General features: G+C 69.4%; 21 protein-coding genes and 1 tRNA gene. 15 read left to right on the top strand and 7 right to left on the bottom strand.

The genetic code is table 11. The features are described 5' to 3' along the window. The first annotated feature begins 31 nt into the window (after window positions 1-31). Genes ACWICD_RS10225 through ACWICD_RS10245 form a run of 5 tightly spaced genes read left to right on the top strand, consistent with a single transcriptional unit; the run spans window position 32 to window position 7,248 of the window. Window positions 32-763 carry an HAD family hydrolase gene (locus tag ACWICD_RS10225; protein WP_376125573.1) on the top strand — a complete coding sequence of 244 codons (732 nt, stop codon included), beginning with the start codon at window positions 32-34 and terminating at the stop codon, window positions 761-763. Then, a complete protein-coding gene (locus tag ACWICD_RS10230) occupies window positions 760-3,279 on the top strand; it encodes a glycoside hydrolase family 65 protein (RefSeq protein WP_454140084.1) in 2,520 nt (839 codons plus the stop codon). Before ACWICD_RS10225 ends, ACWICD_RS10230 begins: the two co-directional genes overlap by 4 nt. Before the next feature lie 58 nt (window positions 3,280-3,337). Next, window positions 3,338-5,719 (top strand): DNA polymerase III subunit gamma/tau, encoded by a 2,382-nt coding sequence (gene dnaX / locus ACWICD_RS10235; protein WP_454140085.1) that lies wholly within the window; start codon window positions 3,338-3,340, stop codon window positions 5,717-5,719. A gap of 3 nt (window positions 5,720-5,722) precedes the next feature. Then, a complete protein-coding gene (recR, locus tag ACWICD_RS10240) occupies window positions 5,723-6,319 on the top strand; it encodes a recombination mediator RecR (protein ID WP_454140086.1) in 597 nt (198 codons plus the stop codon). Continuing rightward, complete coding sequence (locus ACWICD_RS10245) at window positions 6,316-7,248, top strand: DMT family transporter (protein ID WP_376125586.1); 933 nt, start codon at window positions 6,316-6,318, stop codon at window positions 7,246-7,248. The genes recR and ACWICD_RS10245 overlap by 4 nt, the downstream gene beginning before the upstream one ends. A gap of 20 nt (window positions 7,249-7,268) precedes the next feature. Here ACWICD_RS10245 and ACWICD_RS10250 read toward each other — a convergent pair whose 3' ends face one another. After that, entirely contained in the window at window positions 7,269-7,760 is a 492-nt protein-coding gene (locus tag ACWICD_RS10250) for a hypothetical protein (protein ID WP_376125589.1), read from the bottom strand. 105 nt (window positions 7,761-7,865) lie between these two features. On the opposite strand from ACWICD_RS10250, the gene ACWICD_RS10255 reads away from it, so the two are divergent. The 6 genes from ACWICD_RS10255 to galE all read left to right on the top strand — a co-directional run bounded on the left by ACWICD_RS10255 (window position 7,866) and on the right by galE (window position 14,042). Then, window positions 7,866-9,152 carry an aspartate kinase gene (locus ACWICD_RS10255; protein ID WP_376125591.1) on the top strand — a complete coding sequence of 429 codons (1,287 nt, stop codon included), beginning with the start codon at window positions 7,866-7,868 and terminating at the stop codon, window positions 9,150-9,152. A 23-nt stretch (window positions 9,153-9,175) separates the two neighbouring features. Next, a complete protein-coding gene (locus tag ACWICD_RS10260; RefSeq protein WP_376125594.1) occupies window positions 9,176-10,252 on the top strand; it encodes an aspartate-semialdehyde dehydrogenase in 1,077 nt (358 codons plus the stop codon). Between the two features lie 37 nt (window positions 10,253-10,289). Further along, the gene (locus tag ACWICD_RS10265) at window positions 10,290-11,765 is read left to right on the top strand and encodes a malate:quinone oxidoreductase (protein ID WP_376125596.1); all 1,476 of its coding nucleotides are present in this window, start codon (window positions 10,290-10,292) and stop codon (window positions 11,763-11,765) included. Between the two features lie 10 nt (window positions 11,766-11,775). Beyond that, window positions 11,776-12,201 (top strand): pyrimidine dimer DNA glycosylase/endonuclease V, encoded by a 426-nt coding sequence (locus ACWICD_RS10270; protein WP_376125599.1) that lies wholly within the window; start codon window positions 11,776-11,778, stop codon window positions 12,199-12,201. A 59-nt stretch (window positions 12,202-12,260) separates the two neighbouring features. Further along, entirely contained in the window at window positions 12,261-12,914 is a 654-nt protein-coding gene (locus tag ACWICD_RS10275) for a thymidine kinase (RefSeq protein WP_376125602.1), read from the top strand. Window positions 12,915-13,022: 108 nt separating this feature from the next. Beyond that, complete coding sequence (galE, locus tag ACWICD_RS10280; RefSeq protein ID WP_376125605.1) at window positions 13,023-14,042, top strand: UDP-glucose 4-epimerase GalE; 1,020 nt, start codon at window positions 13,023-13,025, stop codon at window positions 14,040-14,042. Window positions 14,043-14,046: 4 nt separating this feature from the next. Here galE and ACWICD_RS10285 read toward each other — a convergent pair whose 3' ends face one another. After that, the gene (locus ACWICD_RS10285; RefSeq protein ID WP_454140087.1) at window positions 14,047-14,940 is read right to left on the bottom strand and encodes a DUF1295 domain-containing protein; all 894 of its coding nucleotides are present in this window, start codon (window positions 14,938-14,940) and stop codon (window positions 14,047-14,049) included. Window positions 14,941-15,016: 76 nt separating this feature from the next. Here ACWICD_RS10285 and ACWICD_RS10290 point away from each other — a divergent pair, with 76 nt between their 5' ends. Together ACWICD_RS10290 and ACWICD_RS10295 are read left to right on the top strand one after the other, a co-directional pair. Then, a complete protein-coding gene (locus ACWICD_RS10290) occupies window positions 15,017-15,751 on the top strand; it encodes a FadR/GntR family transcriptional regulator (protein ID WP_454140088.1) in 735 nt (244 codons plus the stop codon). Window positions 15,752-15,761: 10 nt separating this feature from the next. Next, complete coding sequence (locus tag ACWICD_RS10295) at window positions 15,762-17,069, top strand: alpha-hydroxy acid oxidase (protein WP_454140089.1); 1,308 nt, start codon at window positions 15,762-15,764, stop codon at window positions 17,067-17,069. Window positions 17,070-17,617: 548 nt separating this feature from the next. Here the strand turns inward: ACWICD_RS10295 and ACWICD_RS10300 are convergent. From ACWICD_RS10300 to ACWICD_RS10315, 4 genes are all read right to left on the bottom strand, one after another. Further along, a complete protein-coding gene (locus ACWICD_RS10300; protein ID WP_454140090.1) occupies window positions 17,618-18,379 on the bottom strand; it encodes an HAD-IIB family hydrolase in 762 nt (253 codons plus the stop codon). A gap of 20 nt (window positions 18,380-18,399) precedes the next feature. After that, window positions 18,400-18,476, bottom strand: a tRNA-Pro gene (locus ACWICD_RS10305). A gap of 60 nt (window positions 18,477-18,536) precedes the next feature. Continuing rightward, window positions 18,537-19,466: a metallophosphoesterase gene (locus tag ACWICD_RS10310; protein ID WP_454140102.1), complete on the bottom strand. Its 930-nt coding sequence runs from the start codon at window positions 19,464-19,466 to the stop codon at window positions 18,537-18,539. Further along, window positions 19,466-22,180, bottom strand: a complete 2,715-nt coding sequence (locus ACWICD_RS10315; protein WP_454140091.1) for a transglycosylase domain-containing protein — start codon at window positions 22,178-22,180, stop codon at window positions 19,466-19,468. The genes ACWICD_RS10310 and ACWICD_RS10315 overlap by 1 nt, the downstream gene beginning before the upstream one ends. A 107-nt stretch (window positions 22,181-22,287) precedes the next feature. On the opposite strand from ACWICD_RS10315, the gene ACWICD_RS10320 reads away from it, so the two are divergent. Both ACWICD_RS10320 and ACWICD_RS10325 read left to right on the top strand, forming a co-directional pair. Continuing rightward, entirely contained in the window at window positions 22,288-22,503 is a 216-nt protein-coding gene (locus tag ACWICD_RS10320) for a hypothetical protein (protein WP_376131342.1), read from the top strand. Window positions 22,504-22,505: 2 nt separating this feature from the next. Further along, window positions 22,506-22,973, top strand: coding sequence for a RidA family protein (locus ACWICD_RS10325; RefSeq protein ID WP_454140092.1), 468 nt, complete (start codon window positions 22,506-22,508; stop codon window positions 22,971-22,973). Window positions 22,974-23,086: 113 nt separating this feature from the next. On the opposite strand, the gene acs is transcribed toward ACWICD_RS10325, so the two are convergent. Beyond that, window positions 23,087-25,069, bottom strand: a complete 1,983-nt coding sequence (acs, locus tag ACWICD_RS10330) for an acetate--CoA ligase (protein ID WP_454140093.1) — start codon at window positions 25,067-25,069, stop codon at window positions 23,087-23,089. Window positions 25,070-25,261: the final 192 nt, after the last annotated feature.

Consider the following 25,261-nt stretch of genomic DNA (forward strand, 5'->3'; position numbering starts at 1 on the left):
CCGTCTGCCGTTCCTCCGTCGAAGGGAACCCGTGACCACCGAGCCGCACCCCGATCTCTCCGCGTACGACGCCGTCCTGTTCGATCTCGACGGCGTGCTCACCCCCACCGCCGACGTGCACATGCACGCCTGGCGGACGATGTTCGAAGAGCTGTTCGCGCAGTGGAACATCGAGCCGCCGTACAGCGACGCCGACTACTTCGCATCGCTCGACGGCAAGAAGAGGTACGACGGCGTCGCGAGCCTGCTGCGCTCGCGCGATGTCGAGGTGCCCTGGGGAGACCCGTCCGACCCCGTCGAAGCCGACACCGTGTGCGGCATCGGCAACCGGAAGAACGTCGTGTTCGAGCGTGTCCTGCGCGAAGACGGCATCGCGCCCTACCCGGGCTCGGTCGCCGTGCTCGACGTGCTCGACGCCGCCGGCACACCGGTCGCGGTCGTCTCGAGCTCGAAGAACGCCGAAGAGGTTCTGAACGTCGCCGGCATCCGCGGGCGATTCCCCGTCGTGATGGACGGCGTGATCGCCGAACGCGACCATCTCGCCTCCAAGCCCGCGCCCGACGTCTTCATCGAAGCGGCCCGGATGCTGGGGGTCGATCCCGCCCGTTCGGTCGCCGTCGAAGACGCCATCAGCGGCGTCCAGTCCGCCGTCGCCGGCGGCTTCGCCCTCGTCATCGGCGTCGACCGCGGCGTCGGCGCATCCGCTCTCACCGACGCCGGGGCCCACGTCGTCGTCGCCGACCTGCAGGAGCTCGTCCCGTGATCGATCGCGACCGCTTCCCCGTCGACCCCTGGCGTCTCGTCGAGAGCTCGTACTCCGACGAAGACGCGGGCGTGACCGAGACGCTGTTCTCGCTCGCCAACGGCTACCTCGGACTGCGCGGCAATCACGCGGAGGGGCTGCACGCGCAGGAGGACGGCACCTATATCAACGGGTTCCACGAGACCTTCCAGATCCGTCATGCCGAGCAGGCGTACGGTTTCGCCGAGGTCGGTCAGACGATCGTGAACGCCCCCGACGCGAAGGTCATGCGGGTCTACGTCGACGACGAGCCGCTCACGGTCGACATCGCCGATCTGCGCGAGTACGAGCGCAGCCTCGATCTGCGCGACGGCGTGCTGCGCCGGTCGTTGCTGTGGGTCACGCCGTCGGGCAAAGAGGTACGGGTCGAAGACGAGCGGCTCGTCTCGTTCGACCAGAAGCACCTCGCGGTGCTGCGTCTGGATGTCACGGTGCTCAACGACGACGCTCCCGTCACGATCAGCTGCCAGGTGATCAATCGCCAGGACGGCGAGAACGTGTACGGCGGCAATCCGATCGTCACGAAGAAGGCCGGCTTCGATCCGCGTAAGACCGAGAAGCTGGAGGAGCGCGTCCTGCAGCCGCAGGAGTACTGGCAGGAGGAAGACCGCTCGGGCCTGTCGTATCGCGTGAGCGAGTCGGGCATGACGATCGCCGTCGTCGCCGATCACATCGTCGAGACTGCGAACGAGTTCGAGACGCGACGCCTCGTCGACGCCGACATCGCCAAGAACGTCTATCGTGTCCACGCGAAGGCGGGCGTGCCGATCCGCATCACGAAGCTCGTCGGCTACCACACGTCGCGAGGCGTGCCCGCGCGCGAGCTCGTCGACCGATCGCGTCGTACGGTCGACCGCGCCCTCGCTCTCGGCGTCGACACGATTTTCGCCGACCAGCGGACGTGGCTCGACCGGTTCTGGGAGCGTTCGGACGTGCGCATCGGCGGACACGACGACCTGCAGCAGGCGACGCGCTGGTGTCTCTTCCAGCTCGCACAGGCCGCCGCTCGGGCCGACGCCCACGGCGTGCCGGCGAAGGGCATGACCGGCTCCGGATACAGCGGGCACTACTTCTGGGACACCGAGATCTACGTGCTCCCGTTCCTCGCCTACACGACGCCGCTGTGGGCGCGAAACGCACTGCGGATGCGCTACCTCATGCTCCCCGCGGCACGGCGTCGCGCCTTCCAGCTGAACGAGGCGGGCGCGCTGTTCCCGTGGCGCACGATCAACGGCGAAGAGGCCTCGGCCTATTACGCCGCCGGCACGGCGCAGTTCCACATCAACGCCGACGTCAGCTACGCGCTGGCGAAGTACATCCGCGCGACGGGCGACATGGACTTCCTCCACCGCGAGGGCGTCGACATCGCGGTCGAGACGGCGCGCCTGTGGGCGACCCTCGGGTTCTGGCGCGTCAGCGACGGCAGCATCGACGTCGAGTCGTTCCACATCCACGGCGTGACCGGCCCCGACGAGTACACGACGGTCGTCAACGACAACCTCTTCACGAACGTCATGGCGCGCTTCAATCTGCGCTTCGCGGCGCGGACGGTCCGCGAGATGCAGCAGAACGCTCCCGAGGCCTACCGGCTCATGGCCGAGCGCCTCGATCTCGAGCCCGACGAGGCCGAGGCGTGGGATCGTGCCGCCGAGGCGATGCACATCCCGTTCAGCCCGGCCCTGGGCATCCACCCTCAGGACCATGTGTTCCTCGAACGCGAGATCTGGGATCTCGAGAGCACGCCGCCCGAGAAGCGCCCGCTGCTGCTGCACTTCCACCCGCTCGTCATCTACCGCTACCAGGTGCTCAAGCAGGCCGACGTCGTGCTCGCGCTGTTCCTGCAGGGCAATCACTTCTCGGCCGAGGAGAAACTCGCCGACTTCGAGTACTACGACCCGCTGACGACGGGCGACTCGACGCTCTCGGCGATCGTGCAGGCGGTCCTCGCGGCCGAGGTCGGCTATCAGGACCTCGCGCTGGAGTACTTCCGCCAGGCGCTGTTCGTCGATCTGGCCGACCTGCACGCCAACACCGCGGACGGCGTGCACGTCGCGTCGGCCGGGGGGGTGTGGACCGCGCTCGTGTCCGGTTTCGGCGGCATGCGCGACCACTTCGGCGAGCTGACCTTCGACCCGCGGCTTCCGGTCTCGTGGCCTTCGCTCGAGTACGTGCTGCACTGGCACGGCACGCGTCTCGAGGTGAAGGTCACGCGCGACGAACTGCGCGTGCGCGCGTCGGACGGCGACCCGGTCGGATTCAGCGTGCGCGGCACGGGATACGTCGTCGGATCGGACGAAGAGGTCGTCGTCCCGCTGCGCGGGCAGGGCCCCGTCATCGCCGGCCGGCCGTCGCTGCAGGAGCTCGGCGAAGCGCGGCGGGAGGACGGCTCGATCCTGTCGGCCTCGGTGCCGACGGTCACCGCCTCGATCCCGGTCATCGGGATGGCGGCCGACGTCGAGCACGGCGTCGACGCGTGAGATCGGATGCCGGTGCCGCACCGGCTCCGGTGTCCGAGGCACGCCGTAGGCTAGGCGGGTGACCACAGCCCTCTATCGTCGGTACCGACCCGAGTCCTTCGGCGAGATGATCGGGCAGGCGCAGGTCACCGATCCGCTCATGACGGCGCTGCGCGGCGACCGCGTCGGTCACGCCTACCTCTTCTCGGGGCCGCGCGGCTGCGGCAAGACGACATCGGCTCGCATCCTCGCGCGCTGTCTGAACTGCGCGCAGGGGCCGACCGACACCCCGTGCGGCACGTGCGACAGCTGCGTCGAGCTCGGTCGGGGCGGGGGCGGGTCGCTCGACGTCGTCGAGATCGACGCCGCGAGCCACAACGGCGTCGACGATGCGCGTGATCTGCGCGAGCGCGCGATCTTCGCGCCCGCGCGCGACCGGTTCAAGATCTTCATCCTCGACGAGGCGCACATGGTGACGCCGCAGGGCTTCAACGCGCTGCTCAAGCTCGTCGAAGAGCCCCCCGATCACGTCAAGTTCATCTTCGCGACGACCGAGCCCGAAAAGGTCATCGGCACGATCCGCTCGCGCACGCACCACTACCCCTTCCGGCTGGTGCCGCCCGCCGCGATGCTCGACTACGTGCAAGAGCTCTGCACGAGCGAGGGCGTCGAGGTCGAAGCCGGTGTTCTGCCGCTCGTCGTGCGCGCCGGGGGCGGCTCTCCGCGTGACACGCTCTCGCTGCTCGATCAGCTCATCGCCGGCTCCGATCCTTCGACGGGCTCAGGAACCGGTCCTTCGACGGGCTCAGGAACCGGTCCTTCGACGGGCTCAGGAACCGGTACAGCCAGTGTGATCGTGCGGTACGAGCGCGCCGTCTCGCTGCTGGGCTACACCCACGCCGAGCTTCTCGACGAGGTCGTCGACGCCTTCTCGGCGAACGACGCCGCCGGGGCGTTCGCGGCGATCGACCGCGTCGTGCAGACGGGGCAGGATCCGCGACGCTTCGTCGACGACCTGCTCGAACGGCTGCGCGACCTCATCATCATCGCGGCGACGGGCCAGGGCGCTTCCGCCGTGCTGCGCGGTCTCTCCGAAGAAGACCTCGCACGCATGACCCGTCAGGCCGATGCGTTCGGCCCGGCACGGCTGTCGCGCACGGCCGACATCGTCATCGCGACGCTCGACGACATGACGGGTGCGACCTCGCCGCGCCTGCAGCTCGAGCTCATGGTCGCACGTGTCCTCGCGAGCGGACCGGCGGTGGCCGAGTCGCCACGGGCGACGACCGAAGCACGCACCCAGGTTCCCACCGCTGGCGCTCCCGCGCCCGCTGCTCAGGCACCGGCCGCACCTGCCGCTTCCACGCCGGCTCCCGCTGCTTCCGTGCCGGCTCCCGCTGCTTCCGCGCCAGCACCCGCTGCGCCGGCTCCCGTCGCTTCCGCGCCGGCACCCGCTGCGCCGGCTCCCGTCGCTTCCGCGCCGGCACCCGCTGCGCCGGCTCCCGTCGCTTCCGCGCCGGCACCTGCATCTCCTGTGTCGGCACCGGCGGCCGAGCCCGTCGCCACGGGTCCGGTCACGCTGCAGCGCATTCAGGATGCGTGGCCCGAAGTGCTCTCGCGCCTCGAGCAGATGCGGCGCTCGTCGTGGCTGCTCGCCTCCGCGACGCGCGTCATCGAGCTCGACGGCGACCCCGCGGCGCCGAACATCACGCTCGCGTTCCGCAGCGCGAGCGACCTCGAGCGGTTCAAGCCGCGTGCCATGGGCGGCACCGACGCCCATGTCGACGTGCGTCAGGCGATCGCCGACACCCTCGGCGTCCAGGTGCGCTTCCGGACGCGGCTCGACGGCCCGCCGCCGGCGGGACGTGACGAGGCACCGCCGCCGTCCGACGACCCGCCGCCGCCCGACGACGACCCTTCCGATCGCCCCGGTCCCTCGCGCCCAGCTCCCGCATCCGGCCTCTCGCCCGACCCGGTGCCGCGCTCGCCGGCGCCCGAACGCACGGCGCCCGCTCCCGGGCGCGCATCGCCGTCGGCCTCGCCCGTCACCGAATGGGCCGTCGCACCTATTCCGGCGACTCCCGACGCGCCGGCGGCCCCCGATGCGCCGGCACCGGGGGCGGCCTCCGCACGGGGGACAGGCGTTGTGGCGGCATCCCTCGCCGTCGACGACGAACCCGAGGATGCGGCATCCGCTCACTCCCGCACGATGACCCTCGCGCACGACGGCGCCGTGCTGCCTCCGGCCGATGTGACGCCGTCGATCGAGCCGGTCGATGACGACGAGATCGATGCCGAGCAGCTCGACCCCGTGCCGGTGCCGCCCGTCGTGGCGCCGCGGATCGCACCCCCGCGTCGCGCCGACGGCGTGCAGCGCTACGGCGAGGCGGTCGTGCGTCAGATGCTCGGCGCGACGTTCGTGCGAGAAGAGCCCTACACGCCCGCGACGAAGTTCGGATAGACCATGTACGACGGCATCGTCCAAGACCTCATCGACGAGTTCGGCCGGCTTCCCGGCATCGGCCCGAAATCGGCGCAGCGCATCACGTTCCACATCCTGCAGTCGCCGTCGTTCGATGTCTCGCGCCTGGCCCAGCTGCTCAGCGAGGTGCGTGAGAAGGTGCGCTTCTGCGATGTGTGCGGCAACGTCTCCGAGCAGGACCGCTGCAGCATCTGCCGCGATCCGCGACGCAACGCGACGCTCATCTGCGTCGTCGAAGACGCCAAAGACGTCGCGGCGATCGAGCGCACGCGAGAGTTCCGCGGTCTCTACCACGTGCTGGGCGGCGCCATCAGCCCGATCGCCGGCGTCGGCCCCGACGACCTGCGCATCACGCAGCTCATGCAGCGACTCGCCGACGGCACGGTGCAAGAGGTCATCCTCGCGACGAACCCCAACCTCGAGGGCGAGGCGACCGCGACGTATCTGAGCAGACTGCTGCACACGCTCGAGATCGTCGTGACCCGGCTCGCGTCGGGTCTGCCCGTGGGCGGCGACCTCGAGTACGCCGACGAGGTCACGCTCGGTCGCGCGTTCGAAGGGCGCCGGTCGGTCGGATGACCGCCGTACTCCAGCGGTTCACTCCGCGAGCCTGGGTGCTGTTCGGTGCGATGTGCCTGCTGTGGGGCATGCCCTACCTCTTCATCAAGCAGGCGGTCGACTCGTACTCACCGGCATCCGTCGTCGCCGGGCGCACGCTCATCGCGGCCCTCATCCTGCTGCCGTTCGCGATGCGGCAGGGAGCGCTGCGGCCCGCGTGGAAGAAGCTCGGCTGGGTGCTCGTGTTCGGGGCCGTCGAGATGGCCGGGCCCTTCCTGCTCCTGAGCCACGCCGAGCAGACGCTGCCCTCGGGGCTCACGGGACTCCTCGTCGCGACGGTGCCGCTGTTCGCCGCGATCGTCGCCTTCACGGCGGGGGACCGGTCGGTCCTGAAGCCGTCGAGGGTGATCGGACTCGCGATCGGCTTCGGCGGGGTCGCCGTCATCGTCGCCGGTCCGGGCCTGGCCGTCGGCGGTCCGGGCGCCCTCATCGCCATCGGAGAGCTGCTGCTCGTCGCCATCGGGTACGCGATCGCGCCGTTCATCGTCGCGCACAAGCTCAAGGGCATCCCCGCGCTCGGGACCATCACGATCTCGCTCGCCGCCGTCGGCATCTTCTATCTGCCGATCGCCCTGCTCACGCAGCACGAGATGCCGACGCTCGAGAGCACGACGGCGCTCGTCCTGCTCGCGGTCGTGTGCACCGCGGTCGCCTTCATCGTCTTCTTCGCGCTGATCGATCTCGTCGGGCCGTCGCGCGCGCCGCTGTTCACCTACGTCAACCCCGTCGTGGCGATCATCCTCGGCGTCATCATCCTCGGCGAGCAGATCACGCCGGGGCTGATCGTGGGCTTCCCGCTCGTGATCCTCGGATGCTGGCTCGCGGCGACCGGCGGCGCGCTTCGCGCCAAGAAGCCGCCGGGCGACATCCCACCCGTCGCACTCGGCTGAGCCGCCCTCGACCGCGCCGCTCAGCGCAGCACTTCGACCAGCGCGACCCAGGAGACGAGGATCGCGCCGACGATCGCGAGGAGGGCGCCGGCGGCGGCCACCGCAAGAGCGGCCGGCTGCGCCGCGAGCGCGAGCACACCCGCGGCGAGATAGGCGACCGCGGGAACGAACCCGAGGAGCGACTTCGCCCATCGTGCGCCGTCGCGCGGATCCCGGTCGGCGGCGAGCACCCGCGCCGTGGCGATCTGGAATCCCAGTGCGATGAGGGCTGCCGCCACGACGAGACCGCCGAACCACAGCCCGTCGATGCCGGGCACGAGCCCCAGGGCCGAGGCGATGAGCGCCACGACGAGCATCACGATCGCCGACCCGAGCCGAGCCGTCAGGGGGCGGGAGGCGACGATGTCGCCGATGTTGACGCTCGCCGCGACGATGACCAGGCCCGCCAGAGCGGCCGTGGCTCCCGTCATCGCGACGTTGAACTCGCTCCACTCCTGCAGGAACCCGCTCATGACGTGCACTCTAGCGACGTCGTCACATGAGCGGGAGGGCATGGCCGGCTCCGTAAGATGGAGGTCTGTGTGCGGCATCCGTCCGTGCATCCGGGGAGTTCCATCGTGGCGCTGATCGTCCAGAAATACGGCGGGTCGTCTGTCGCGGATGCCGAGGGCGTCAAGCGCGTGGCGAAGCGCATCGTCGATACCCGCCGCGCCGGCCACGACGTCGTCGTCGCCGTGAGCGCCATGGGCGACACGACCGACGAACTGCTCGAACTCGCGACCGAGGTCGCGCCCATCCCCGCCCCGCGCGAGCTCGACATGCTGCTCTCGAGCGGCGAGCGCATCTCGATGGCGCTGCTGGCGATGGCGATCCATTCGATGGGCTTCGAGGCGCGATCCTTCACGGGCAGCCAGGCGGGCATGATCACCGATGCCACGCACGGCGCGGCGCGGATCGTCGATGTGACGCCCGTGCGCCTGCGCGAGGCGCTCGACGAGGGCGCCATCGTCATCGTCGCGGGCTTCCAGGGGTTCAACCGCGACACGCGCGACATCACGACGCTCGGCCGCGGGGGCACCGACACGACAGCCGTCGCGCTCGCCGCGGCACTGGATGCCGACGCCTGCGAGATCTACAGCGACGTCGACGGTGTGTTCACCGCCGATCCGCGCGTCGTGCCGAAGGCGCGCAAGCTGCGGGTGGTCACGAGCGAAGAGATGCTCGAGCTGTCGGCAAACGGTGCGAAGGTGCTGTACATCCGCGCCGTCGAATACGCGCGTCGGCACGGCGTGCTCATCCACGCGCGCTCGACCTTCAGCTCGGGCGTCGGGACCTACGTGCTGGGACCGGGAATGACGCTTCCCGACGGCGAAAAGGGAGAACAGATGGAAGAGCCGATCGTCGCGGGAGTCGCGACGGACCTCAGCCAGGCCAAGGTCACCGTCGTCGGCGTTCCCGACGTGCCGGGCAAGGCCGCCGAGATCTTCAAGGTCGTCGCCAAATCCGGCGCCAACGTCGACATGATCGTGCAGAACGTGTCCGCGGCGACCACCGGACGCACCGACATCTCGTTCACGGTCCCCAAGATCGAGGCGAGCGTCGCGCTGCGCGCCCTCGCCGCGGAGCAGGCCGAGGTCGGATTCGAGAACCTGCTGCACGACGACCAGATCGGAAAGCTCTCGGTCGTCGGCGCCGGCATGCGCACGCACTCGGGCGTCTCGGCGACGCTGTTCGAGGCGCTGTCGATCGCCGGCATCAACATCGAGATGATCTCGACGTCCGAGATCCGCATCTCGGTCGTCGTCAGCGGCGACGACCTGGCCGAGGCCGCTCGCGCCGTGCACACCGCCTACGACCTCGACGGCGAGATCGAAGCGATCGTCCACGCCGGAACCGGTCGCTGAGCCACCCGAGAGGACCCGACACCATGACCCGCATCTCCGACTCCGGAGTATCCCTCGCCATCGTCGGCGCCACCGGACAGGTCGGCACCGTCATGCGCGAGATCCTCGTCGAGCGCGACTTCCCGATCCGCGAACTGCGCCTGTTCGCCACGGCCCGCTCTGCGGGCACGTCGATCGACTTCGGCGGCACGACCGTCATCATCGAAGATGTCGCGACCGCCGACCCCGCAGGCATCGACATCGCGCTGTTCTCGGCGGGCGCGACGGGCAGCCGCGCGCACGCCCCGCGCTTCGCGGAAGCCGGCGCGGTCGTCATCGACAACTCCAGCGCGTGGCGTCTCGACCCAGACGTTCCGCTCGTGGTGAGCGAGGTCAATCCGCACGCGATCGCCGAAGCCACGCGCGGCATCATCGCCAACCCGAACTGCACGACGATGGCCGCCATGCCGGTGCTGAAGGCCCTGCACGCCGAGGCCGGGCTCGAGCGCCTCATCGTCAGCACGTATCAGGCCGTCAGCGGCTCGGGCCTCGCGGGTGCGCAAGAGCTGCTCGGCCAGGTCGAGGGCGTCCTCGCGCAGGGCGATACGCTCCGGCTCGTGCACGACGGGTCTGCCGTCGACTTCCCCCAGCCGGAGAAGTACGTCGCCCCCATCGCGTTCGACGTCATCCCGCTCGCCGGTTCGATCGTCGACGACGGCGAAGACGAGACCGACGAAGAGAAGAAGCTGCGAAACGAGAGCCGCAAGATCCTCGAGCTGCCCGAGCTGCGTGTGGCGGGCACGTGCGTGCGCGTTCCGGTGTTCACGGGGCACTCGCTGAGCATCAACGCCGAGTTCGCGCGCGACATCTCGCCCGAGCGCGCCCGCGCCGTTCTCGCCGAGGCGCCCGGTGTCGCGCTCGACGAGGTGCCCACGCCGCTGCAGGCCGCCGGCAAGGACCCCAGCTTCGTCGGCCGGATCCGCGCCGATCAGTCCGCGCCCGAGGGCAAGGGGCTTGCGCTGTTCATCAGCAACGACAACCTGCGCAAGGGCGCCGCGCTCAACACCGTGCAGATCGCCGAACTCGTCGCCGCGTCGCTCCGCGACGGCGTCGGAGTCTGAGCGGTCGGGGCGTGCACGCGGGCGCGCCTAGAATCGTATGGTGACCGAACCCGTGGATGTCGTTCTCGTCGGCGGTGGCATCATGAGTGCCACCCTGGGCACGCTGCTGTCCGAGCTGCAGCCTGACTGGAAGATCGTCGTCGTCGAACGACTCGGCGACGTCGCCCTCGAGAGCTCGAACGCGTGGAACAACGCCGGCACGGGCCACGCCGCGCTGTGCGAGCTGAACTACATGCCCGAAGGGCCCGACGGCACCGTCGACCCCGCCAAGGCGATCGCGATCAACGAGCAGTTCCAGCAGAGCCGGCAGTTCTGGTCGACGCTCGTCGATGAGGGCGTGCTCGATGCCCCCTCGACGTTCATCAATCCCGCGCCGCACATGACGTTCGTGCGGGGCGAGAAGGATGTCGCCTACCTCAAGAAGCGCTACGAGGCGCTCAAGGATCAGCCGCTGTTCGCGGGGATCGAGTACAGCGAGGATTCCCGCGTCATCAACACGTGGGCTCCGCTGCTCATGGACAAGCGCGTCGCCGGCGAGCCGTTCGCCGCGACCCGCGTGCCGGCCGGCACGGATGTGGACTTCGGCGCGCTCACCCGTCAGCTCTTCGACCACCTGCGCGACCGCGGCGTCGATGTCGTCACGAATCACGAGGTGCGCAGCATCCGTCGCCGGAAGGACGGCACGTGGCGCCTGAACTGGCGCAACACGATCGGTCACACGCCGGGCTTCACCGATGCGCGCTTCGTGTTCGTCGGGGCGGGCGGCTGGGCGCTGAAGCTGCTGCAGTCCTCGGGGATTCCCGAGATCTCGGGATACGGCGTCTTCCCGATCGGCGGACAGTTCCTCAAGACCACGAACCCCGCGATCGTCGCGCAGCACAAGGCCAAGGTGTACTCGCAGGCCTCGGTCGGCGCGCCCCCCATGTCGGTGCCGCACCTGGACACGCGTGTCGTCGACGGCGAGGCATCGCTCCTGTTCGGCCCCTTCGCGACCTTCAGCCCCAAGTTCCTCAAGAACGGCCGCATCACCGACATCGTGGCGCAGGTGCGACCGGGCAATCTCTGGCCCATGATGAAGGTCGCGATCGACAACCCCTCGCTCATCACCTATCTCGTCGGCGAGCTGATGAAGGACCACGCGAAGAAGGTCGACAGCCTGCGCACCTTCATGCCCACCGCGAAGGACGAGGACTGGACGCTCATCCAGGCCGGCCAGCGCGCACAGGTCATGAAGAAGGACCCGAAGAAGGGTGGCGTCCTGCAGTTCGGCACCGAGGTCATCACGGGCGCGGACGGCACGATCGCGGGTCTGCTCGGGGCGTCGCCCGGAGCGTCGACGGCCGTCTCGATCATGCTCGGACTGCTCAAGACCTGCTTCCCCGAGCAGCTGCCCGCGTGGGAGGGCCGCCTGCGCGAGCTCGTGCCCAGTTACGGCGAGACCCTCAACACGCGACCCGACGTGGCCGAGGCATCGATCGCCGAGACGGCCGAAACGCTCTCCATCCTGGCCTGACACCCGCACCGTGAGGCTCTGGTCGCTGCACCCCGAGATGCTCGACCGGGTCGGCCTCGTCGCGTGCTGGCGTGAGGCGCTTCTCGCACAGAAGGTGCTCACCGGCGCGACGGTCGGCTACACGCGGCATCCGCAGCTCGAGCGCTTCCACGCGTGCGCCGAGCCGATCGATGCGATCGGCCACTTCCTGCAGGCGCTGTGGGCCGAGGCGACCGCCCGCGGATACTCGTTCGACCGCACGCGGATCCTGCGCCCGGATGCCGCCACGCCCGGCATCACCGTGACCGACGGCCAGCTCGCCTATGAACACGGGCACCTGCGTGCGAAGGTCGCGATGCGGGATGCCGCGTGGCTGCCGCGCGTCGGAGAGGTGCCGCGCCCCGCGCCGAGCTTCCGCGAGGTGCGCGGGGGCATCGCGTCGTGGGAGCGCCCGTAGGGGATCCCTGCGTCGACCGTCGCGTCGCGAGGCGACCTCGGCGCGACTACGCTCGGCACGTGGCGAAACTGTACTTCCGATACGGGGCGATGAACTCCGGCAAGTCGACCGCACTGCTGCAGGCGGCGTACAACTACGAAGAGCGCGGTCAGCGCGTGCTGCTGGCCAAGCCCGCGATCGACACGAAGGACGCCGACCACGTCTCGTCGCGCCTGGGGATGTCCCGGCCCGTCGACTTCCTCATCCGTCCCGACGACGACCTCCGGGCGCTGTTCGCCGCTCATCGCTCGCGGCTGCGCCATGACGCGGTGGAGACGCTCATCCCCGATGCGTCGATGTCGGGCCGCGCGGCCGATGTCGCGTGCCTCCTGGTCGACGAGGCGCAGTTCCTCACGGCCGCGCAGGTCGACGATCTGCTGCGGATCGTCGTGCTCGACGGCATCCCGGTGCTCGCGTACGGGATCCGCACCGACTTCCGCACCGAAGCGTTTCCGGGCTCCCTGCGGCTGCTCGAACTCGCGCACAGTCTCGAAGAGCTCAAGACCATCTGCCGCTGCGGACGAAAGGCGCTCTTCAACGCGCGGCTCGTCGGCGGGCGGTTCGTGTTCGACGGCGACCAGGTCGCGATCGACGAGCTGTCGAGCGACCGGGTGACCTACGAGTCGATGTGCGCCGAGTGCTATCTGAGCGAGTCGGGAGGACGGCTCGGCTGACGGGGCAGGAGATGTCGACACGCCGCCTCCGCCGGCTACTCGATCCAGATCCGGGCCGCCTCCACGCTGCTTCGCAGCACGGACACGACCCGCATCTAGGCTAGGGGGATGCGCGTTCTCCTCGCCGGCGGAGCCGGCTACATCGGAACCCACACGGCGGTCGCCCTGCTCGATGCCGGCCACGATGTCGTGCTGCTCGACGACCTGTCCGGAACGAGTGCCGTCGCCGCCGAGCGCGTCGCCGAGATCTCGGGCCGTGCCGTGCCTCTCGTGGTGGGGGATGCCGCCGACGATGTCGCCGTCGAGCAGGTGTTCGCCGACCACGGCCCGATCGACGCGATCGTGCACCTCGCGGCGTTCAAGGCCGTGGGGGAGTCGACGCAGAAGCCGCTGGAGTACTACTCGAACAACCTCGACACGACCTTCGCGCTGCTGCGCGCGGGCCTCGCCCACGGTATCCGCTCGTTCGTCTTCTCGAGCACGGGCACGGTGTACTCCGACCCGGCCGATCTGCCCTTCACCGAGCAGTCGGCGACGAGCGTAGACCTGTCGAACGCGTACAGCAAGTCCAAGCGCATGAACGAGGTCGTGCTCGCCGACGTCGCGCGGGTGCATCCCGAGCTGAACGTCACGGTGCTGCGGTACTTCAACCCGGTGGGGGCGCACCCGTCGGGACTCATCGGCGAGGATCCCGCCGGCATCCCCAACAACCTCATGCCGTTCGTGTCGCGCGTCGCGATCGGCTCGCTCGATCGCATCGGCGTGTTCGGAGACGACTACGACACACCCGACGGCACCGGGCTGCGCGACTACATCCACGTCGTGGATCTCGCCGAAGGGCACGTCGCGGCTCTCGAGAAGGCTGAGCCGGGCTTCGCCGTGTTCAACCTCGGCACGGGCGTGCCCGTGAGCGTCCTCGAGCTGATCACGTCGTTCGAGGCGGCGGTGGGTCGCGAGCTGCCTCGCGTCATCCTGGAGCGTCGCCCGGGCGACGTCGCGGCGACGTACTGCGACCCGACGAAGGCTCGCAGCGAGCTGGGCTGGCAGACGCGGCTCACGATCGACGATGCCTGCCGCGACTACTGGAATTGGCAGACGAAGAACCCGCAGGGGTACGCGTCGGTCTGAGCCGTCATGCGGGCCGCGCGACGGGTTTGCGCGCCTTCGCGGGCTTCTTCTTGGGCGCCTTCTTCGAGGACGCGGCGGGCTTGCGCGGCGGGAGCGGCACGAGCATCGAGGTCGTGCGCTTGTACTCCGCGTACGCGGGGTACTTGGAGGCCGAGATCGATTCTGTGAACATCGTCGAGCCGATGAAGAGCACCGTGAGCAGCAGTGCGCCCACGATCGTCCCGTTGACCGCACCTCCCCACAAGCCCAGACCGGATGCCACGGCCGCGGTGGCGCCCATCGCATAGACCATCCACCACTGGGCCTGTTCGGCGAAGAAGTTCGGGTGGCGGCTCCAGCGGAACAGGCCGGCCGTCAGGAACCCGGGCTCGAGGTGGCCGCCCGCGCGCTTCTTCCGCGCGTGGAAGGCCCACTGCTGCTGATCGGCGACCGTCTCGAACACGAGGAAGCCCGCGAACACGACGGCGAAGACGCCGTCCCAGATCGTGAACGGCGCCGGATGCTGCCACGCGATGTATGCGGGCAGCGTGATGAGCACGAGCAGCGCGTTCTGGTAGAGCACGATGAAGAAGAGGTTGAACAGCTGGAACTGCCAGGGACGCATCCGCGCGCGCAGGATCGCCCAGCGGTAGTCCTCCATGCCGGTGTACCCGCCCTTGCGCGCGAAGTTGAAGGTCAGCCGGGCACCCCATGCCGTCACGAGCACCGCCATGACGATCAGGCGCGCGGCGTCCTCTCCCGCGGCGATGGCCGCCCCGGCGAAGATCCACACGTAGACGACCGGCACGATCGACCAGAGCCGGTCGACCCACGAGGTGTCCTTCGTGATGAGCGAGGCGATCCAGCAGAAGGCGCATACGGCGCCGGCGACGATGAGCGTGACGACGAGCGGATCCATGGCTGACACTTTAGGGCTTGCATGTGGTCTGACCACGCGCTAGCGTGGTCAGACCACAAACGCAACGGAGCTCCGCATGTCCTCGTCCCCGACCACGCCGGCACTTCCCGCCGCACGCGCGTGGCGGCTCGTTCTCGAGACGATCGAGTCCGATCTGCTCGAGGGCCGTCTGCATCCGGGGGATCGTCTTCCGCCCGAGCGCGAGCTCGCGGCATCCCTCGGAGTCGGTCGATCGAGCGTCCGTGAGGCGCTGCGCGTGCTCGAGGTGATGGGACTCCTGCGCACGGCGAGGGGCTCGGGGCCGACGGCCGGTGCCATCATCACGGCGACGCCGAAGGGCGGCATGTCGGTGCTGCTGCGCCTCCAGGTCGCGGCGCACGGATTTCCGCTCGATGACGTCGTCGCGACGCGTCTCGTGCTCGAGGCCGCCGTCGTCGAGGCGCTCGCGTCCGCTCCCGATCGCTCGCTCGCCGAGGCGCACGAGATCCTCGACGCGATGGAGTCCGCGGATCTGACCCCGGCCGAGTTCCTCGCGCTCGACGCTCAACTGCACCTCGCGCTCGCCGAGGCCTCGGGCAATCAGGTCATCGCCGCCACGATGGCGGGGCTGCGCACCGCGATCGAATCGTACGTGCAGCAAGGCGCTGAGCAGATCCTCGACTGGGATGCCACCGCCTCGCGCCTGCGCGACGAGCATCGGGCCATCCTCACCGCTGTCGATGCCGGGGATGCCCCGCTCGCGCGAACACTCGTCCACGACCACATCACCGGTTACTACGCTCACGCGGGCTTGGCCCGCACGAGCCCCTGAAAGGCGCACCATGGTGAAACGCCAGCTTCCGCGGCCCAGCGAGCTGCTCGAGCTCATGCAGTTCAAAAAGCCCGAGCTCGACGGACGCAAGCGCCGGCTCGACGCCGCGCTCACGATCGCCGATCTGCGCACGATCGCCAAGCGCCGCACGCCGAAGGCCGCCTTCGACTACACCGACGGCGCGGCAGAGGGGGAGTTCTCGCTCTCACGGGCACGGCAGGCGTTCGAGGACGTCGAGTTCCACCCCGACATCCTGCGCCCCGCCGCCGAGGTCGACATGTCGACCGAGATCCTCGGCGGTCCCTCGGCGCTGCCCTTCGGCATCGCGCCGACCGGCTTCACCCGCCTCATGCAGACCGAGGGTGAGACGGCCGGAGCGGGGGCGGCCGGGGCCGCCGGCATCCCGTTCACGCTGTCGACCCTCGGCACGACGTCGATCGAAGACGTCGCCAAGGCGAATCCCCACGGTCGCAACTGGTTCCAGCTGTACGTCATGCGCGATCGTGAGATCTCGTACGGTCTCGTGCGCCGCGCCGCCGAGGCCGGGTTCGACACGCTGCAGTTCACCGTCGACACCCCCGTCGCGGGTGCTCGTCTGCGGGACAAGCGCAACGGCTTCTCGATCCCGCCGCAGCTCACGATCGGCACGATCATCAACGCCATCCCGCGTCCGTGGTGGTGGATCGACTTCCTCACGACGCCGAAGCTCGAGTTCGCGTCTCTGTCGACGACGGGCGGAACGGTCGGCGAACTGCTCGATGCCGCCATGGACCCGACGATCAGCTACGACGACCTCGCGGTCATCCGCGACCTCTGGCCCGGCAAGATCGTGATCAAGGGCGTGCAGAACGTCGAGGACTCCAAGCGACTCATCGACGCCGGCGTCGACGGGATCATCCTCTCCAACCACGGCGGGCGCCAGCTGGACCGGGCTCCCGTGCCGTTCCACCTGCTGCCCGAGGTCGTGCGCGAAGTCGGCGCCGACGCGACCGTCATGATCGACACGGGCATCATGAACGGCGCCGACATCGTCGCCGCGATCGCGATGGGCGCGAAGTTCACGCTCATCGGCCGCGCGTATCTGTACGGGCTCATGGCGGGCGGACGCGCGGGCGTCGACCGGACGATCACGATCCTGCGCGACGAGATCGAGCGCACGATGAAGCTCCTGGGCGTCTCGTCGCTCGCCGAGCTCGAGCCGCGGCACGTGACGCAGCTCACGCGGCTGCTGCCGCTGGCCGGCGGTCCCGCGGCAGCCGAGGCCGGGGGAGCACCGCGTGTGCGCGCTGCCTCGCACGAGGCCAAGACCCCGGCCTGACGCTCGCAGGCGGGGACGCCGATGTTGATGCGTCGCGCTGCGCCGGCGTAGCTCGGGTCGCGTTACCCGGCGTAGTTCGGGTCGCGCTCCCGAAATCTGCGCGCGCTACCGATGTGGCGGGTCGCGCCGCCGCGCAGAGTTCGGGTCGCGCTACCGAATCCTGCGTACGCTCCCGATGTGGTGGGTCGCGCTACCGAAACCTGCGTGCGCTCCCGATGTGGTGGGTTGCACTGCGCGGCAGAGTTCGGGTCGCGCTACCGAAACCTGCGCGCGCTACCGATGTGGTGGGTCGCGCTGCGCGGCAGAGTTCGGGTCGCGCTACCGAATCCTGCGTACGCTCCCGATCTGAGTGGTCGCGCTACCGAAACCTGCGCGCGCTACCGAGAGAACGATCGCGGCGGCAGGTTTTGGTAGCGCGACGGTGGCAGGGGAGCGCGACGGTCGCGGGGTAGCGCGACGGTGGCGGGGTAGCGCGACGGTGGTGGGCAGCGCGCGGCTGAGCGGGTAGCGCGCGGCTGAGGCGCCGCGCGCGAGGAGTGAGCGGCGCCTCAGCGCGGGGGCAGGGTGGGGATCAGCTCGTCGAGCAGCGCCGCGGTGTCTTCCCAGCCCTCGACGGCGCGGCACTCGACGCCCATTGCGAGGACGGGGTAGTCGTTGCCGTCGGGGTCCAGGCGATCGCCGACGAAGAGCATGTCCTCGAGCGGGATGCCGGTCTGCTCGGCCAGCTGCCGCATGCCATAGGCCTTGTCGATCCCGCGATGCGTGATGTCGACCGACGTCGAACCGCCCGAGCGCACTTCGAGATCGGACAGGCGCTCGGCGACGGCGGCGCGCAGCGTGTTCTTCTTCGCGCCGGTCGGATCCCATGCCGTCTTGGCCTCGAGGGGAGCGCGCTGCCCGAGCGCCGAGAACGTGATCTGCGATCCGCGGTCTTCGAGGATGTCTCCCCAGGGCTCGGGTTCCCACAGGCCCAGGCGGCGTGCTTCGGATTCGACCGCGGCGAGTGCGCGGGTCTTCTCGTCGTCGGTCAGCGCGTGGGCGTAGACCGTCACGACGCCCTCCGGCGCGAGCCGGTAGTACTGCGTGCCGCACGTGGGCAGCAGGTGGAAGGCGTCGAGGCAGCGATTCGCGGCATCCGGCAGTCGATCGATGACCTGGGCCGTGAACTGGGCGAGCTGGCCACCCGAGATGATCGCCACCTCGACGCGCTCGGCGAGAGCGACGAGCAGGTCGCCGATGCGCGGATCGATCGCGCTCTTGGACGGTGCGAGGGTGTCATCGAGGTCGAAGGCGACGAGACGGACGGTCACTGCATCCTCCGAGAAAGATCTGGTCGGGGTGACAGGATTTGAACCTGCGGCCTCTTCGTCCCGAACGAAGCGCGCTACCAAGCTGCGCCACACCCCGTCGCCGCTCGCACGGCAACCCCACGAGTCTACCCGATCGGCGAGAGTGCTTCGAACGCCGTCAGCCGCGCGGCAGAAGCGTGAGCAGCGACGCTTCGGGACGGCACGCGAATCGCACGGGAGCGTAGATCGAATGCCCCAGGCCCGCGCTCACGTTGAGGGGAACGACGCGTCCGTCGTGCGCCCAGGCACTGAGCCCGCGCGCCTGATCGAGGGGGATGTCGCAGTTGGCGACGAGGGCGCCGACTCCGGGCAACCGCACCTGCCCGCCGTGCGTGTGCCCCGCGAGGAGCATGTCGGCACCGAGATCGGTGAACGCGTCGAGCACGCGGCGATAGGGAGCGTGCGTCACGCCGATCGTGAGATCGGCCGTGCCGTCCGCGCGCAGTTCGTCGAGGCGTGGAGGCAGGGCGCCGAGCCGGTCCCAGGAGCGGTGGGCATCACGCACGCCGAAGGCGTCGATGCGCAGATCGCCGGCATGCAGAGATCCGGCGTCGTTGTTCAGGTCGAGCCAGCCGAGGTCGTCGCGCAGATAGGCATCGAGCGCCGCGGTGTCGAGGTCGACCTCGGTGCGCGTGATCTTCGAGGGGCCGCTGAAGTACTTGAACGGGTTGCGCGGGCTCGGCGCCGTGTGGTCGTTCGAGCCGTGCACGAAGACACCCGGCACGCCGCGGAGCGGGTCATAGGCACGGCGGATGCCGCGCAGCCCGTCGGCGTGCCCGAGGTTGTCGCCCGTGTCGACGACGAGATGGGGTTCGAGCTCGGCGAGCCGGGCGATCCACTGCTGCTTGCGGTGCTGCCAGGGTGCCATGTGGGCGTCCGAGATGTGCAGGATGCGCAGGGGCGCGGCACCCGGCGGAAGCAGCCGCAGTTCGTGGGTGCGCAGCGTGAACAGGTACCGCTCGATGCCGATGCCCCACACTGTGGCTCCGGCGCCGAGCGCCCCCACGATCCCGAGGGTCGCGAGAGCGCTCGAGCGGGCCGAGCCGATCAGCACTTGCGGGCGGCGTAGTTCACGGAGACGGCCGAGTTGCGGTTCAGGACGGTGCCGGCGGCGGGGTCGGTGGCCGTCACGCGTCGTCCGTCGCCGTCGATGTCGCCGTTCTCGGTGCACGTGCCGTCCGAGACGTTGCCGAAGCCCGCATCACGCAGTCTTCCCTTGGCTTCGTTCAGCGATGCTCCGCTGACGTCGGGCACCGCGACACCCTGCCCGTTGCTGGGGCGGATCGTGACCGTCGTGCCGGCGGGTACCCGGCCTGCGCCGGGGTCCTGCTGGGCGACGGTGCCTGATGCCTCGGTGCCGTCGACGGGGTCGCCGACGTTGACCGAGAAACCTGCTCCCTCGAGCTCGGCGCGGGCTTGATCGACCGACATTCCCACGACGTTCGGGAGGTCGCGCAGCACCTGGCGGGTCAGCTCGCCGTACTCACGCGAGAACTGGTCGCCGCCGTAGAGCTGGTTGGCGGCGAACTGGGTCTGCCGCGCCAGGGGGTAGCGCATGTCAGCGAGACGGTAGCCGTTGGCGTACTTGCGGAAGATGTCGCCGAACCCGTCGCTGTTGCCGACCCACGCCGCCGTCGAGACGCGCGTCGAGGACTCGACCATCCAGGACTGGTACTCCTCGTGCGAACCGGTCTTGCCGAGCACGGGGGCGTTGCGCGGGTTCGCGCCCGAGCCCGTGCCGCCGTTCATGACGCCCGCCAGGGCGAGGGCCGCGGTCGAGGCGACCGCCGGCTCGAGCACGGTCGTGCACGTGCGCTCGGGGATCGGCAGCTCGACGCCGTCGAAGTCGACGACGCGGTCGATGACCTTGGGCTGGCAGTAGACGCCGTTGTTGGCGACCGTGCCGTACGCGCCGGCCATCGCGACCGGTGAGATGTTGTCGTCACCGATCACGTTGTTCGCGTACTTCATCTCGATCGGCCGTCCGTCACCGGTCTGCACGCCCATCTTGGTCGCGATCTTGGCGATGTCGCACAGGTCGAGCTGCTCGGCCATCGCGAGATAGCCGGAGTTGAGCGACGTCGAGGTGAACCGCATCGGGGTGCCGACCCAACCGCCGGCGTTGCCGAAGTTGCCGATTCTGTCGCGCGCGACGTTGACCCAGTCGCCCGTGCACGAGTTCGTCATGCGTGGGAAGACGCGGTTGACGCCGTTGATCGTCTCGTTGACCGACTTGCCCGCCTCGAGCCAGCCGAGGAGCGTGAAGATCTTGAACGTCGAGCCGACGTTGAACCCGCCGGACTTGCCGGTCACCTGGTCACCCGCGTAGACGAGCGAGGAGTAGTTCGGGTCGGCGGCGAGGTTGGCATCTTCGGTGAACAGTGTGTTCTGCGCGATCGAGAGGATGCGCCCGGTCGTGTTGTCGATGCTGACGGTCGATGAGCCCAGGCGCCCGGTCTCGCGTCCCGTCCAGCCCTCAGCCGACGTGGGCACGATTTCGCGCATGGACTGTTCCGCGGCGGCCTGCATGCGCGGGTCCATCGTGATGTAGACCTTGAGGCCGCCGCGCTGCAGCGTGCGCATGCGGTCGTCGGGGGTCTCGCCGAACGCTTCGTCGGAGAGGATCGTGTTCTTGACGTACTGGCAGAAGTACGCGGCGCCGCCGGCCGCGGCGCATCCGATCGTGGGCGCCTGGATGTTCGGAGTGATGGGCTCGATGACGGCGGCGACGTACTCGTCGTGGGTGATCTTGCCGTCGCCGAGCAGGCGGCTGAGCACGTACAGCTGGCGACCCTTCGTCGCGCTGTAGGGGTCGGCCGCCGCGACGTACTGCTCCTCGGTGATGGTGCCGTCGTTGAGGAGGGCCTTGAGCGGTCCGAACTGCGCCTCGTCGATGTCGTCGATGATGCCGTCGGCCGCCTTGTTGTAGGCGTTGCCGTCGCGGTCGAAGATCGAGCCGCCGACCTTGTCGAAGCGGTACGTGTTGGGGTTCTGCACGATGCCGGCGAGCGTCGCCGCCTGCGAGACGTTCAGGTCAGCCGCCGAGACACCGAAGTAGAAGCGTGCCGCGGCGTCGACGCCGTAGTTCTGTCCGCCGAAGTTGGCGATGTTGAGGTAGCCGAGCAGGATGTCGTTCTTGGAGTACTTCTGCTCGAGCGAGATGGCGTAGCGCATCTCCTGCAGCTTGCGCTGGATGCCCTCGGCGCCCTGTGCCGTCGTGGCATCCGACCAGCATTCGGTGAGCACCTGCTCGCGGGACTTCTCTTCGGTCGCGGTGGCGTTGGCCTCGCAGCGCTGCACGAGCACGTTCTTGACGTACTGCTGGCTGATCGACGAGCCACCCTGCGTCTCGCCGCCGCCCTGCACGTTGGACAGCACGGCGCGCGTCGTGCCGATGAGGTCGACCCCGCCGTGCTGGTAGTAGCGGGGGTCCTCTGACGAGAGGATCGCGTCGTAGAAGACGGTCGCGACCTCGTTGAACTCGACGGGGGAGCGGTTCTGGTCGTAGAACTTCGCGAACTCCTGCTCCTCGCCCGTCTCGGGGTTGGTGACGATGAGCGTCGAGGGGAGCATGAGCTTCTCGATGTCGAGGACGCTCGGCAGGTTGTCGAACATGTCGAGCGCACTCGATGCCGCAGCGCCGCTGACGGCGATGGCCGGGGTGACGGTGGCGGTCACGAGAAGGCCCGCGACAGCGCTCAGACCGACCAGACCCGCGAGGCCGCCGAGCACACCGGTGGCCGTTCGTTTCGTTCCAGGCATAGGGTTGATCGTAAGGGAGCTACCTGAGGTTTCCCCCGACGGCGCGTGCGCTTTTGTCGCTGCGATCCGGTCTTCCACCGCTGTTCTTCTGCCATCGAGGAGTCCGTATGACGACGTGGGAGTACCTCACGACGCCCCTGCTCATCCACAACACCGCCGCGATCCTCAACAACTGGGGCAAGCAGGGCTGGGAGCTCGTGCAGGTCGTGCCGGGTCCTGAGGGCGGTCTCGTCGCCTACTTCAAGCGTCCCACCGGCGGCGGCGCCGCCAATGCGGGACTGGATGCCGCGGCCGCCGCCGCGACGCAGTTCGAGGGAGCCTGACCATGACTGTTTCCACCCGACTCACCGAGCTCGGCATCGAGCTGCCCGAGGTCGTCCCGCCCGTCGCGGCGTACGTCCCCGCCAAGGCGCACGGCGACCTCGTCTACACGGCCGGTCAGCTGCCGATCGTCGCGGGGTCGCTGCTGGCGACCGGCAAGGTCGGCGAGGGCGCCGGCCTGGTGGCGGCATCCGATGCTCAGGGCTACGCGCGTCAGTGCGCGCTCAACGCGATCGCGGCGGCCGCTGCCGCCGTCGGCGGCGTCGACCGCCTTTCGGGCGTCGTCAAGGTGACCGGCTTCGTCGCCTCGGTGCCCGAGTTCACCGGCCAGCCCGGCGTCATCAACGGCGCGAGCGAGCTGCTCGCCGAGGTCTTCGGCGACACGGGCGCTCACGCCCGCTCGGCCGTCGGCGTGTCGGCCCTGCCGCTGGACGCTCCCGTCGAGGTCGAGGTCGTCTTCTCCGTCGCCTGACCCCCTGACCCTCTGACCGCGAGACTGCAACGGGGCGCCGAAACCGCGGGGTTACCCCGCTGTCTCGGCGCCCCGTTGCAGTCTCGGCGTCAGTGGCGAGGGGACGCCGGGGGTCAGCGCACCTGAGCGCTGATGACCGACATCACGGCGGTGTCGGCGAGGGTCGTCGTGTCGCCGACCTCGCGGCCCTCGGCGACGTCGCGCAGCAGGCGCCGCATGATCTTGCCCGAGCGGGTCTTGGGCAGCTCGTCGACGATGTACACGTCGCGCGGTCGCGCGATCGGGCCGATCTGCTCGCCGACCCACTGCCGCAGCAGCTGCGCGAGGCCCTTGGGTGCATGCTCGGCGAGGTAGCTCTGCTTGATGATGACGAACGCCGCCACGGCCTGACCGGTCGTCTCGTCGGCCGCCCCGACGACGGCGGCCTCGGCGACGGCCTCGTTGCCCACGAGGGCCGACTCGATCTCGGTCGTGGACAGGCGGTGGCCGGACACGTTCATGACGTCGTCGACGCGTCCGAGCAGCCACACGTCACCGTCGTCGTCGAGACGCGCGCCGTCGCCGGCGAAATAGTAGCCCTGGTCCTGGAACTTCGACCAGTACGTCTCGACGAATCGGTCGGGGTCGCCCCAGATGCCGCGCAGCATGCTCGGCCAGGGTTCGGTGACCACGAGCAGTCCACCGTTGCCGTTGCCGACGTGCGAGCCGTCCTCGTCGACGACGTCGATCGAGATGCCGGGGATCGGCACTTGCGCCGACCCCGGCTTGGTCTCGGTGATGCCCGGCAGCGCCGAGATCATCGTCGCGCCCGTCTCGGTCTGCCACCACGTGTCGATGATGGGCGCCGCCTTGCCTCCGATGACCTTGCGGTACCACATCCACGCCTCGGGGTTGATGGGTTCGCCGACCGAGCCGAGCAGGCGGATCGACGAGAGGTCGTACTTCTTGGGCACGGAGCGCCCGATCTTCATGAACGAGCGGATGGCCGTGGGAGCGGTGTAGAAGATCGTGACGCCGTACTTCTCGATGATCTCCCACCACCGGCCGGGGTGCGGAGTGTCGGGCGTGCCTTCGTAGAGCACCTGTGTCGCGCCGTTGGCGAGCGGCCCGTACGTCACGTACGTGTGACCGGTGACCCAGCCGATGTCGGCGGTGCACCAGAACACGTCGGTCTCGGGGCGGATGTCGTGCACGACCTTGTTGGTGAAGGCGGCCTGCGTGAGGTAGCCGCCCGACGTGTGCAGGATGCCCTTGGGCTTTCCGGTCGTGCCCGAGGTGTACAGGATGAACAGAGGGTTCTCGGACGGGAAGCCCTGAGCCTCGTGCTCGGCCGGAGCCTGCGGCACGACGTCGTGCCACCACAGGTCGCGGCCCTCGGTCCAGTCCACGTCGTTCTCGCCGCGGCGCACGACGAGGACGTGCTCGACGGTCTCCTGCACGCCCGACCCGTTGCGGTCGGCGAGGGCCTGGTCGACGGCGGGCTTGAGCGGCGAGACCTTGCCCTTGCGATATCCGCCGTCGGCGGTGATGACGAGCTTGGCGCCCGCGTCGTCGATGCGCGAGCGCAGACTGTCGGCCGAGAACCCGCCGAAGACGACGGAGTGGATCGCGCCGATCCGCGCGACGGCGAGCATCGCGGCGATCGCCTCGGGGATCATCGGCAGGTAGATGGCGACGCGATCGCCCGCGCCGACGCCGAGGTCGCCGAGCACGTTCGCGAGGCGCTTGACCTCGTCGGTGAGCTCCGCATACGTCACGGTGCGGGAATCGCCCGGCTCGCCCTCCCAGTGCAGTGCGACGCGGTCGCCGTTGCCGGCCTCGACGTGCCGGTCGAGGCAGTTGTACGCGACATTCAGCTCACCGTCGTCGAACCACTTCGCGAACGGCGGGTTCGACCAGTCGAGCACGTCGGTGAACGGCTTGTGCCAGTGCAGTTCGCGCGCCCGTGCCGCCCAGAAGGCGTCGCGGTCGGCGGCGGCCTCGTCGTACAGCGCCCGTGTCGCGACGGCGTCGGCGGCGAACGCCTCGGAGGGGGCGAATCGGCGCGTCTCGTTCAGCAGGTGGTCGATCTGGCTGCCCGTGGTGATGTCGCTCATCGGTCGCGCTCCTTTGCTGCGGTGGGGGTCGTTCCGGACACCGGTGACCTCGACGAGGCAATCTACCGGCGGTGCTGCGGACCCACTACCTCCGATAGTGGGTGGCGGACACGACCGATATATCACTCTGAATACTTCTCCAGGTGTTGGGTGCGGCCCGACGCGTCGCTTATGCTCGGGACCGGCCGAACA

The sequence above is a fragment of the Microbacterium sp. NPDC055357 genome (genome assembly GCF_053644835.1).